Annotated in this window: 9 protein-coding genes; 7 read left to right on the top strand and 2 right to left on the bottom strand. The window is 67.9% G+C overall.

Annotated elements, in window-relative coordinates:
• Position 1 precedes the first annotated feature (1 nt).
• Positions 2–856 (top strand): DMT family transporter, encoded by an 855-nt coding sequence (locus tag SROT_RS11560; protein WP_013139211.1) that lies wholly within the window; start codon positions 2–4, stop codon positions 854–856.
• 50 nt (positions 857–906) lie between these two features.
• Here SROT_RS11560 and SROT_RS11555 read toward each other — a convergent pair whose 3' ends face one another.
• Positions 907–2,505: an amino acid permease gene (locus SROT_RS11555; RefSeq protein WP_013139210.1), complete on the bottom strand. Its 1,599-nt coding sequence runs from the start codon at positions 2,503–2,505 to the stop codon at positions 907–909.
• A 270-nt stretch (positions 2,506–2,775) separates the two neighbouring features.
• Between SROT_RS11555 and SROT_RS11550 the strand changes: the two genes are divergently transcribed.
• From SROT_RS11550 to atzF, 4 genes are read left to right on the top strand one after another with little or no spacing between them, the layout of a single operon-like run.
• A complete protein-coding gene (locus SROT_RS11550; protein ID WP_013139209.1) occupies positions 2,776–3,636 on the top strand; it encodes an urea amidolyase associated protein UAAP1 in 861 nt (286 codons plus the stop codon).
• Positions 3,633–4,295 (top strand): urea amidolyase associated protein UAAP2, encoded by a 663-nt coding sequence (locus tag SROT_RS11545; protein ID WP_013139208.1) that lies wholly within the window; start codon positions 3,633–3,635, stop codon positions 4,293–4,295. Before SROT_RS11550 ends, SROT_RS11545 begins: the two co-directional genes overlap by 4 nt.
• The gene (locus SROT_RS11540) at positions 4,292–6,322 is read left to right on the top strand and encodes a 5-oxoprolinase/urea amidolyase family protein (protein WP_013139207.1); all 2,031 of its coding nucleotides are present in this window, start codon (positions 4,292–4,294) and stop codon (positions 6,320–6,322) included. Before SROT_RS11545 ends, SROT_RS11540 begins: the two co-directional genes overlap by 4 nt.
• Complete coding sequence (atzF, locus tag SROT_RS11535) at positions 6,319–7,977, top strand: allophanate hydrolase (RefSeq protein WP_013139206.1); 1,659 nt, start codon at positions 6,319–6,321, stop codon at positions 7,975–7,977. Before SROT_RS11540 ends, atzF begins: the two co-directional genes overlap by 4 nt.
• Positions 7,978–8,645: 668 nt before the next feature.
• Here the strand turns inward: atzF and SROT_RS11530 are convergent.
• Complete coding sequence (locus SROT_RS11530) at positions 8,646–9,623, bottom strand: NmrA family NAD(P)-binding protein (protein WP_013139204.1); 978 nt, start codon at positions 9,621–9,623, stop codon at positions 8,646–8,648.
• Between the two features lie 851 nt (positions 9,624–10,474).
• Here SROT_RS11530 and SROT_RS11520 point away from each other — a divergent pair.
• On the top strand, positions 10,475–11,269 hold the full coding sequence (locus SROT_RS11520) for an SDR family NAD(P)-dependent oxidoreductase (RefSeq protein ID WP_013139203.1): 795 nt from the start codon (positions 10,475–10,477) through the stop codon (positions 11,267–11,269).
• 9 nt (positions 11,270–11,278) lie between these two features.
• Positions 11,279–11,419 carry a hypothetical protein gene (locus tag SROT_RS16775; RefSeq protein ID WP_187288031.1) on the top strand — a complete coding sequence of 47 codons (141 nt, stop codon included), beginning with the start codon at positions 11,279–11,281 and terminating at the stop codon, positions 11,417–11,419.
• The last annotated feature ends 9 nt before the right edge of the window (positions 11,420–11,428 follow it).

Raw genomic sequence — 11,428 nt, 5'->3', positions numbered from 1 at the left:
GATGAGCGCCGCCGTTTTGGCCGTGTGTCTCGCGCTGCTCGCGGCGTTGCTGTTCGCCGCCGCCTCGGCGGCGCAGCAGAGCGTGGCCGAAGGTGTTCCCCACGAGCGCGGCCAGGGCCTGGCTTTTGTCCGCTCGCTCGTCGCCCAGCCCAGGTGGTGGGTCGGCGTGCTCGGCGACGGCGGCGGCTATGCGGCCCAAGCGGCGGCGTTGTCCGTCGGCTCCTTGCTGCTGGTCTCGCCGCTCCTGGTGGCTTCGCTTTTGTTCGCGCTGCCGATCTCGGCCGCGCTCACCCGCCGCCCGCTCACTCGGCGCAATGTTCTGCTCGCCGGGGCGCTCACTGCGGCCTTGGCCGTGTTCTTGCTGGTGGGGCATCCCGACGAGGGATTGGCCTCAGCACCCCTGCGGCGTTGGCTCATCGCGTTGATCCCCGCCGCCGCCGCGGCCGCCGCATGCGCCTGGGCGGCGAATTGCGTCACCGGGCCCCGGCGCGCGTTGCTCCTGGGCACTGCGACGGGGGTCTTGTTCGGGGTGTGCGCACCGTTGACCAAAGCAGTGGCCGCCGTTGCCTCCGACACGATTCTTGATGTTCCCCTCGCCTGGCAGACGTGGGTTTTGGCGGTGGCGGGCGCGGCGGGGTTCTTTCTCCAGCAGCTCGCGTTCCAATCCGGCGACATCAGCACGTCCCTGCCCGCGTTGACCGTCGCGGAGCCTTTGGTCGCGGCGCTGTGCGGGGCGGTGGTGTTCGATGAGCGCCTCCAGGTCTGCGGCGCAGGATGGGCGCTGGTCGCGGCATGTGTGCTCGTCATGGTCGCCGCGACTGCCGGTCTGGCCCGTTCGCAAGCCGCGAACGGCTGAGCGCGAAGGCTTGCGCCCGCGACCGCGAGGCGCCCAAGCAGCGGCTTTCCCTAGGCGAGCGCTTCCTGGGCGAGGGCTTCCTGGGCGACGATCGGCTTCTTCGCTTGGCCGAAGAGCGCGTCCGGAGCGGGAGCGGCCACGCCGTTGCGGCGCTTGATCATGCGGAAGGCGACGAACCCGACCGCCAAGGTGACCGCCAAGAAGATCGGCGCGAAGTAGTGCAAGAACCACGAGCTGCCGTCCGGGTCGTAGACCTCGGCCCGAGGCCAGAGAATGTTGAGGCACAACGCGCCGCCGCCGAGCGCTGCGACCGTGTTGACCGGGATGCCCCATTTTCCGAGGTCGATGACCGGCTTGCCGTAGGTGAGCCGGACGCCCCGAACCCGCAGGTACAGCGCCGGGACGGTCACCATGCAGTACGCGAGGTACACGATCACCACAGAGACGCTGACCAGTGCGTTGAACGCGCCCGCCTGGCCGAGGTTCACGAGCAGCACGGCGATGGACAGCGCGCTCACGGCGAGGCCGGTGGCCATCGGGGTGCCGGTGCGTTGGTTGACCTTGGCGAGAGCCGGTCCGAACGGCAGCCGGTTGTCCCTGGCCATGGAGAACATCACTCTGGCGGCCGAGGCTTGGATGGCGAGGGTCGCTGAGAAGATCGCGACGGCGACCATGGCGAGCAGCGCTTTGCCCAGTCCGGTGTTCAGCTGGCTGGTGATCACCCACGGGATACCGGTGGCCGCGAGGTTGGGGTCGTCGAGCGAGGGAGCCGCCATGAGCGCCGCAAGGATCATCAGACCGCCCCCGACGAACGAGACCAGGAGGGCGTTGATGATCGCCTTCGGGCAGACCTTGCGGGGCTCGGCGGTCTCTTCAGAGAGCTCCGCCGCGCTGTCGAACCCGTACATCACGTACGCGGCCATCACCATCGAGGCCACGAACGCGCCGATATAGCCCGCACCCGTGCCGTGCCCGCCGGTGGAGGCGACCGCCGCGACCGGATTGCGCTGCGCCTTGACGAACATGGCGCCGATGATGAGGACCACGCCGACGATCTCGATGGCCACGCCGACGGTGGTGATCCGGCCCATGAGCTTGACCCCGGCGCTGCTGATGATCGTGCAGACGACGATCGTGAGCGCGCCGAGGATGATGCCGTTGGTCGCGCCGGTCTTCGTGGTGATCGCGGAGTCGCCCGGAATGAGTTGGAAGCCGCGCCAGATGTCCGGCAGCACGCTCTGCATCGCGATGGCGAGCGCTGCCACGCTGACGATGTAGCCGACGAGCATCAACCATCCCGCGAACCAGCCGGTGGTGTTCCCGGCGAGGCGTCGCGACCATTGGTAGATCGCCCCGGCGATCGGGAATTTCCCGGACAGCTCGGCGAAGACCAAGCACACGCTGAACTGGACGACGAACACGATCGGCCAGGTGAAGAAGAACGCGGGTCCGCCGAGCCCGAACCCGACGGCGAACAGAGCGAAAACTGTGGTGAGGATCGACACGAACGAGAAGCCCGAGGCGAACGCGGCGAAGGGGCTGACGCCTCGGTGCAACTCCTGGGCGTACCCCAGTTCGGCGAGCTCGCCAGCGTCTTGAGCTGAGGAGATCCCGGACGCACGGGCCGGTGGATCTATGACGGCGGTCATGGACGACTCCTGACGGTGAGGTTTCGCGGGATGGACGAGCACCAGTGAAACCTCCGTTTTTGCCATGGAAATCTCCATCGTGTTAATAACTCGATTCGAGGGATTGCGGCAGTCGGGTTTTGTTGCTATGTTTCGGAACAAGGCAACCGCCAGCTGCCCGCCGGGGCTCGCGCTGAGGAGTAAGACCTCCCGCTTTCCTGATTGGGACGCGGATGAGGCATCAGGCTCGCGGAGAAATGATCCATCACTGGACAACTTCTCAGGAGCGTGATGCATTTGTCCTCCCATACCTCTTTCGCCACGAGCAGCACCGAAGGCGCCAAGGCCCACGCCCGCGCCCAAGCGGGCGACGTCACCGATTCGATGCCTGTCCTTCCCGCGAGCCGTTGGCCGTGGGCGCCGTCCGACGTCCCTGTCGACAAACTCGTCTGGGCCGAGACTGTCCCCGGCGGCCGTTACACGAACAACGTCTTCGCCCGAGGCACCCGGCTTCGCTTCATCGACGTCGACGGCACGGCGTGCGTGCATCTCTTGCTGCACCGCGCCGATGCGCCGTGGGAACGGCTCAACGTCGCCGACACGCGCAAAGTGCCGTGGCAGGCGTACCTCGGCTCCGGGCATCCCCTGCTCTCCGACCAGGGCCGCGTCCTCGCCACTGTCGTCGCCGACACCTCCGGCCACCACGACACGCTGTGCGGCGCGTCGACGCTCGTGGGCAACACTGAGAAATACGGGGCGGGCGAGGCGCATTCGTCGAGCCCAGCAGCCAGGGAGCTTTTCCTTCTCGCCGCGGCGAAGCACGGGCTCGGCCCGAGGGACCTCCCGCCCTCGCTCTCTTTCTTCCACGGGGTGCGCGCCCTGCCTGGCGGAGAGCTGGTGAGCACCGGTTCCGCCGGGCCTGCGCGGCACGTCGACCTCTTGTTGCACTTGCCGATGGTGGTTTTGGCCGCCAATGCGGCACATCCTCTCGACCCCGCGCCCGAGTACACGGTCGGGGCCGCCCAGCTGCTCGCCTGGGAAGCCGAGGCCGAGCTGGCCGATCTGCCGAACACCGACCCCGAATACCAACGCGCGCTCCTCAACACCGAGGCCTTATGGAACGCGGCGAACACAGAAGGAGCCCGACGATGACCGCCTCCGCGAAAGAGCTCGCCGTCGTCCCCGGCGACGTCGTGCTCGACCAGACCGTCCCAGCCCGAGCCCCGTGGAGCTCCGTCGTCAAGAAGGGGCACGTCCTCACCATCGTCGACCTGCGCGGCAACCAATCCGTGGACACCCTTGTGTACCACGCCCACGACACGAGCGTGCGCTACTCGGCCCCGGTGACCATCGCGAGCCAGAGGCAGCTCTTCTTGACCACCGGCTCGGTGCTCCGCGCCGAGGACGCCAGCGCGCTCATGACCATCGTCGCCGACGAGGTCGGCAACCACGACACCATCGGCGGAGCCTGCTCGCAGGAGTCCAACACCCTGCGCTACGGACACCACACCAAACACCAGCACGCCTGCGTCGAGAACTTCCTGATCGAAGGCGCGAAATGGGGTCTGGGCAAACGCGACCTCGTGCCGAACATCAACTTCTACATGAACGTCCCGGTGGAAGAGGACGGCACGCTCGGCATCGTGGACGGGCTCTCCGCCCCCGGCAAGCGGATCGCGCTCATCGCCGAGACGGACGTGCTGGTCCTCGTCTCGAACTGCCCGCAGATGAACAACCCCTGCAACGGGTTCGACCCGACTCCGGTGCGGATGATCGTCACAGAGCCGTACTCACGGAGCATGAGGTTATGACGGGGACCAGCGCGACAGTGGTGCTTCCCGGCACGCTGACCACGGTGCAGGACTGGCCTGGCCGGACCGGCTACTGGTCGGTCGGCGTGCCGCCGTCCGGACCGATGGACGACTTGTCTTTCCGGCTGGGCAATCGGGCCCTTGGCAATCCCGAGGGCGCGGCGGGGCTCGAGTCGGTGATGGCCGGCCCCTCGCTGCGCTTCTCCCGCGCCACGCATGTCTGCGTGACGGGCGCGGCAGCGCCGGTCGCGGTGGACGGCAAAGAAGCCCCCATGTGGGAGCCGGTGCTCGTGCCCTCGGGCTCCGTCCTGTCGGTGGGGCGTGTGCGAGACACGGGTTTGCGGGTCTACGTGCTCGTCTCGGGCGGGTTCGACGTGCCCGACTACCTCGGCAGCAAAGCGACGTTCACCCTGGGCAAATTCGGCGGCCACGCCGGCCGGGCCTTGTCGGCGGGCGACGAGATACCGCTCGGCGAGCCGACAGGCCGTGCGTTCGTCTACGTCCCCAGGGAGCTCGAACCGGCGATCACGCACCGCTGGGAGCTCGCCGCCGCCATCGGTCCGCACGGCGATGGCGAGTTCTTCACCGAAGCGGACATCGCCACGTTGTACGAGACCGACTACGAAGTGCATTTCAACTCGGACCGCACCGGCGTCCGGCTGATCGGGCCGAAACCGCAATGGGCGAGGCCTGACGGCGGCGAGGCCGGGCTGCACCCGTCGAACATCCACGACAACGCGTATTCCGTCGGCGCGCTCGACTTCACCGGCGACACCCCGATCCTGCTGGGCCCTGATGGGCCAAGTCTGGGCGGGTTCGTCTGCCCGCTGACAGTGGTGTCCGCCGAGCGGTGGAAACTGGGGCAGCTGCGTCCTGGCGACACCGTTCGTTTCGTGCCGGTGCGGGTGTCCCAAGCGGCGCCGCTGGTCTCCCTTGAGGCCGAACGCCGGGGGCAGTGGTCGTTCGTGTCCTCTGCGGGCGGCGACAAGGACGGGGGAGTGATCCTGCGCGCCGACGGCGACCCGCCGGTCACGTACCGGCGCTCCGGCGACGACAACATCCTGGTCGAGTACGGTCCGATGGCGCTCGAGCTCGAGCTTCGGGCAAGGGCGCATGCGCTGACAGAACGGCTCCTCGAACTGCGGCCGAACGGGCTTGTGGACGTCACTCCGGGCGTTCGGTCGGTGCAGGCGCATGTCGATCCCGCCGTGCTGCCCGCGAGCCGCCTTTTGGGCCTCTTGCGCGAAGTGGAGGCGGAGCTGCCGAAGACGGAGGACCTCGTGGTCCCCTCCAACCGGGTCGAGTTGCCGCTCTCCTGGGACGACCCCGCCACTCGGGAGGCCACGCGCCGTTACAGCAACGGCGTCCGAGCGGACGCGCCGTGGCTGCCGTGGAACATCGAATTCATTCGCCGAATGAACGGCCTCGGCAGCGTCGAGGACGTCCGCAGGACTGTCTTCGAGGCCTCCTACCTTGTCCTCGGGCTCGGCGACGTGTACCTCGGGGCTCCGGTCGCGACGCCGGTCGATCCCCGCCACCGGCTCGTCACGACGAAGTACAACCCGGCGCGGACCTGGACCCCGGAGAACGCCGTGGGGATCGGCGGAGCCTATCTCTGCGTCTACGGGATGGAGGGCCCCGGCGGTTACCAATTCGTCGGCCGCACGGTGCAGATGTGGAACCATCGTCATCCGCACAAGGTCGGCGCTTTCCATGACGGCTTGCCGTGGCTGTTGCGGTGCTTCGACCGGATCCACTGGTACCCCGTGTCCACGGAGGAGCTCGCCGAGCTGCGCGCTGGGCTTGCCGATGGTAAGGGCGACGGCGGCGTCCGGGTCGCGGAGGGGAGTTTCTCGCTCGCGGAGCACCGCGCGTTTCTCACGGAGAACGCGGACTCCATCGCGGCGTTCCGCAGCGCGCAGCGCGAGGCCATGGACGTCGAGCGGGCGGCATGGGCCGCGGCGGACGAATTCGCCCCAGCGCAGCAGACAGCCCCAACACAGAAGAAAGCGCGGCGAGTCCGATGAGCCGACCAGTTGCTTATGACCGGGTTCAGGAGGCGTATCAGAAGATTGCCGAGCAGGACCGGCCGGAGGTGTTCATCCACCTGCGCCCTCAGGCGGAAGTCCAAGCCGAGTTCGACGCGGCGCGAGGCCCGCTCGCAGGTCTTTTGCTCGCGGTCAAGGACAATGTGGACGTGGCCGGACTGCCGACGACGGCGGCCTGCCCCGCCTACGCGTACACGCCGAACGCCGACGCGCCGGCGGTGGCCGCGCTCACCGCGGCGGGTGCGACGGTGATCGGCAAGACGAACCTCGACCAGTTCGCCACCGGCCTCGTCGGCGTCCGCAGCCCTTACGGCGCCGTGCGGGACTCTCGTCGCCTGGACCGGATTTCCGGCGGTTCCTCCTCGGGATCGGCGGTCGCGGTGGCGCTCGGTTTCGCTGATATCGCGATCGGCACGGACACAGCGGGTTCGGGCCGGGTGCCTGCGGCGTTGCAGGGGATTGTCGGGATCAAGCCGACCTACGGCGTTGTGTCGGCGAAGGGCGTGGTGCCTGCCTGCGCCTCGTATGACTGCGTGACGGTCTTCGCCCCGGACCTCCGCCTCGCGAACCTCGCGATGGAGGCGATGGCGAAAGCCGCAGGCCGGCCCTGGGCCGCGCGGCCGAGGCTTGCCGCCCCGCAGGACGCGATCATCGCAGTGCCGGAGCAACTGGTCGCGATGGACCCCGCGTGGGCCGAGGCGTTCGAGGCAGTCGCCCTGCGTCTCCCGCAGGACCGGGTGCGGCGGATCGATCTCGCTCCGTTCCTCGACGCCGCCAAGCTCCTCTACGAAGGCGCGTTGGTGGTCGAGCGCCATCATGCGGTCGGCGCGTTCGTGGACGAGCACCCCGACGAGGTCGACCAGACCGTCGGCTCTATCGTCCGCTCGGCGGGCTCGGCTTCGGCGACGAGCTTGCTCGCCGACCGCGACCGGGTCGCCGAGCTGCGTGAGCGGGCCTTCGAGTTGCTCGGCGACGCGGACGTGCTCCTGGTCCCGACGACCACCACGCATCCGACCATCGCTGATGTGCTCGCCGATCCGATCGCGATCAATTCGCGCATGGGCACGTACACGAACTTCTGCAACCTCTTCGACCTGTGCGCCGTTTCTGTGCCATCCGGCGAGGTGGGCGAGGACCAGTTCGGGGTGACCGTGCTGGCTCGGGCCTTCGAGGACGCTGTGGCGCTCGATGTCGCAGCCCGCGTCCTCGGCGAAGAGCCGCCCGTCGTGCCGTGGGTTCCCTTGGGCGAAAAGCTTGTGGTCGTCGGAGCCCATCTGCGGGGCATGCCGTTGGAGCACCAGCTCGTGGATTTGGGCGCGCGCTGGCTCGGCCCGGTTCGAACTGCCCCCGCGTACCGCTTGCGCGCGCTCGACACAGTGCCCCCGAAGCCGGGACTGGTCCGGGCGCTTCCCGGTGAGGCTGGCGTATCGGTCGAGGGGGAGGCGTGGCTGCTCTCCGAGGCCGCGCTTGGCCGTTTCCTCGCCGATCTGCCCGCGCCGATGCTGCTCGGCTCGGTGGAGTTGGAGGACGGCTCCCGCGCGGTCGGGTTCAGTTGCGAGGCGCAGGCCGCCGCGCAGGCCAAGGACATCACAGAGTTCGGCGGCTGGCGGTCCTACACCCTGCGCGGGGCCTAGACTTTTTCGGCGCTCCCCCGTCTCCTCGCGCTCGCGGGCGCTGCTTTTCGGCGCCGCGACGGGGGTCCTGTCCGGGGCGGTCGTGCTCCTGGGCGGCTGCGGATCGAACAAGAACAACCTCGGCCCCGAATGAGGACACTTCGCTCACCCTGGTCGTGGACGTGCCCAACGCCGATGTCGAACCCCTCGGGAACTCGCTGACCTTCCCGCGCCCACCCCAGGCCCGCCAGAAGGACGGGTAGAGCGCCATTTGCAAGAAAAGCGCTGGCTGACGTGCTCGAACCTGGCGGCCCTACAGGCTTCCAGCACATGCTCCAAGATGGAGCGAGCACCCCATGCTCCTGTGTTGCCGTCATCCATAAACCCCACGCCCCGACACCAGGGTATAGGTTTTCCCGCGCGCTGCGGATAGGCGCATACCCTTGGCGAGGTTCGTTCGAGAAGCCATCGCCAGCTTGTTCTGGCTGGTTGTTTGACGGCTTGTTGGATGCTCTGGGCGGCGCGAGATCGCCCTCTGTGATGACGCCTCCTCGGATTTCCGTCAGTGCGGTCACGGGCCAGATGCACCACTGCGGCGAACTTCTCTTCAAGCTCGGGGAAGGATCGACCGCTCGCGGATCGCAGAGTTCGAAGAGCGCTGTGCGACGACCATTCCGCAAGAGGCCGCCTCAGCGGCTCACCCCTCGTGACACTGCGACACGTCTCGCGAAGTTCTCGTAGCTCGTGGGCTTGCGGCCCAGAAGCTTCGGCAGGTCAGCCATTTCGCCGACAGGCAGGCCGTTGGCATCGTAGTACGTCATCATCCTGACGTAGGCGCTGCGCGCTTCGGGCGGCCAGCTTCGGATACCCCGCGCATTTGACGATGCAAGGACGCCGCGGACCAGGTGGGGCACCGCGTTGAGCTTGGTGTTGCGCAGCGACCGGACGACGGCGGCTCCGAGCGCCGGCGCGGCGGCGAGCGGGTTGTCGACAGCGTTGGGCGGCAGCCGAAGAGCGGTGACCCGGTGTCCGAGCACGCGGCTCCAGATCTGTGCCATCTCGTCGCGGTCGAGCGCCTGCGCCGAGAGATCGTAGGTCTTGCCCACGTGCTCATCGGGCGCGCTCAGCACCGCTGCGGCCGCCTCGGCGACATCTTCGACGTCGACCATGCCCATCACGCTGGTCGGTGACACTGGGTAGGGCATGAGGCCCGCCAGGATGAACTCCCAGAACTCCAGATAATTCTGCATGTAGTGAGACGGGCGCAGAACAGCCACCGGCAGCCCCGAATCGCGCAACAGTCTTTCGGCCAAAAGCTTCTGATGGTGATGGACCAAGGCGTCTATGTCAGGATGGATCACCGAGTGGAAGCAGATGTGCTCGACACCGCCGCCCGCGCATATCTCGATGAGGGCTCGGGCAACCGGGACCTCATCGATGAGTTGTGTCGGAGCGGCGTGGTACACCCGTTTCGCGCCGCTCAACGCCTTCTCCAGATCCGCGCGGTTTCGCAGGTCGCCCACCACGATCTCGGCGGCCCCGTCGCTGCGCGCCAGTTGGGCCTGGGCGTCGTTCTTGACGAATGCGCGCACGTCGAACCCGCGTTCGCGGAGGCTGCGGACCAGCGGTCGTCCGACGCCGCCTGCGGCGCTGGTGACCAAGATCATGATCGCCATCCTGACGACGATTCCGAAGGCGGACGAGATCGGTTCCGGCGCGGCGGTGCGTTTGAGGCGCCGCAGGGCGGTGTCGTTGTCACGTGTCCTCCTCGGCAATGAACCATGCGTTCAGTCAAGCTTTGTCGGGCGCGGGCGCGCCTGGTCTGTGCTGCAAAATCCTGGTGCGGGCGTTGCACTTCAGTCCAAACGTGGTTCCGGTGTCCGATGGTGCGCCGCGTGAGGCCCGGCCCTCGGATTTCAAGATCTGCGCCCCGGTTTTCCGGGCGCGGATCTGGCTAGGGCGCTCCCGCATCGGTCGCCGTCGAGAGGAGCATTGCTCTGCTGAAGCCTTATCCGCCCGAGTTCCGCCGCGGGGCTCGGGATCTGGCGGCCTCGGGCCGCGCAGTGGTCGAGGCCGCCGAGCTGCTGGGGCTGATCCCGGCTGCCCTCCGCACGTGGCGCTCGCGTCAGTGGCGTTCGCGCGAGGTGGTGGCCACCGGCGTGAAACCGGGCCGGTCCAGCGAGGACTCCAAGGAACTGGCGACGGCGAGCAGGCGCATCCCCGATCTGGAGGAAGAGGTCGCGGTCCCGCGCAAAGCAACTGCGCCGCAGGCTGATCGGCAGGCGACGCGCGCAGCTTCAGGCCGCCCTCACGCTCACAGGAACTCGGGAGGCGGTTCCGTGGACACCGGAACCACGTTTGGACTGAAGTGCAACGCCCGCACCAGGATTTTGCAGCACAGACCAGGCGCGCCCGCGCCCGACAAAGCTTGACTTGACCCACGCTTGACGTGACTCTGCGGCCATCAACCTGCCGCATTGTTCGTCCGGCAACGGAATGCCACAGGAATAGGAGTGCGATGTCTTTTCGACCGTCACGGTCGCTCGTCACCGGCGCCAGTTCGGGCATCGGGATGGCATTCGCGTGGGAATTGGCCGCGCGCGGCTCGGATCTCGTTCTGGTCGCGCGGCGCGAGGAGAGGCTTGAGCGCGTTGCGCGCGAGCTGAGAACGGCACACGGGATCACCTGCGAGACGGTTGCGTTCGACCTGTCGGTCGACCGGGCGGGGGCAGCCCTGCGCCAGCGGCTCGTTGGGGATTTCGACCTCGTGGTCAACAACGCCGGCTTCGCCACGCAAGGCCCGTTTGTGAGCGGCAGTGGCGAGGAGTTCGCTCGCGTGATCGCCGTGGACGTCCGGGCCGTGGTGGATATGTGCAATGCGTTTCTGCCGGCAATGGTCGAGCGGGGGCAGGGAGCCATCGTCAACGTCTCCAGCACCACCGCGTTTCAGCCGGTTCCCTCGCTTGCTGTCTACTCGGCGGCGAAGGCATTCGTTCAAAGTTTTTCTCAGTCGCTGTGGTACGAAGCCAAACAGCATGACGTCAAGGTGTTCGCGCTCGCCCCAGGCCCCACGCAGACCGAATTCTTCGAGGTCATCGGCGAGGGCGCGGCGGTGGCCGGGCGGATGCAGACGGCCAAGCAAGTCGCGGCCACAGGCATGCGCGCCCTTGATCGCCGGTCGACTCCGCCCTATGTCGTGTCCGGGATTGCGAACTCGTGGGCGGCGCGGCTCGCGGCACTGGCCCCTCGCAGGCTGCTCATTCCCTTCGTGGCCCGGATACTGCATCCAATGCGTCCGGCGCCGCCGTCATGAAGATCCGGCGTGCGCGCTGCCATGCGCTGGCTGAACTGGCAGTTCGTCCGGCGCGAACGCGGAGGCCTGACAGCTGTCTGGGCCGCCGCCCACGCCAAGGACATCACCGGGTTCGGCGGCTGGCGGTCCTGCGCCCTGCGCGGGGCCTAGACTTTTTCG

This window comes from Segniliparus rotundus DSM 44985 (genome assembly GCF_000092825.1).
Lineage (GTDB): Bacteria > Actinomycetota > Actinomycetes > Mycobacteriales > Mycobacteriaceae > Segniliparus > Segniliparus rotundus.
This window is presented reverse-complemented; position numbering and strand designations above follow the sequence as displayed.

Excerpts from the sequence above, each read along its gene's own strand:
- atzF (WP_013139206.1), top strand. The coding sequence starts at position 6,319 with ATGAGCCGACCAGTTGCTTATGACCGGGTTCAGGAGGCGTATCAGAAG.
- SROT_RS11550 (WP_013139209.1), top strand. The coding sequence starts at position 2,776 with ATGCATTTGTCCTCCCATACCTCTTTCGCCACGAGCAGCACCGAAGGC.
- SROT_RS11520 (WP_013139203.1), top strand. The coding sequence starts at position 10,475 with ATGTCTTTTCGACCGTCACGGTCGCTCGTCACCGGCGCCAGTTCGGGC.
- SROT_RS11530 (WP_013139204.1), bottom strand. The coding sequence starts at position 9,623 with ATGATCTTGGTCACCAGCGCCGCAGGCGGCGTCGGACGACCGCTGGTC.
- SROT_RS11560 (WP_013139211.1), top strand. The coding sequence starts at position 2 with ATGAGCGCCGCCGTTTTGGCCGTGTGTCTCGCGCTGCTCGCGGCGTTG.
- SROT_RS11540 (WP_013139207.1), top strand. The coding sequence starts at position 4,292 with ATGACGGGGACCAGCGCGACAGTGGTGCTTCCCGGCACGCTGACCACG.
- SROT_RS11545 (WP_013139208.1), top strand. The coding sequence starts at position 3,633 with ATGACCGCCTCCGCGAAAGAGCTCGCCGTCGTCCCCGGCGACGTCGTG.
- SROT_RS11555 (WP_013139210.1), bottom strand. The coding sequence starts at position 2,505 with ATGACCGCCGTCATAGATCCACCGGCCCGTGCGTCCGGGATCTCCTCA.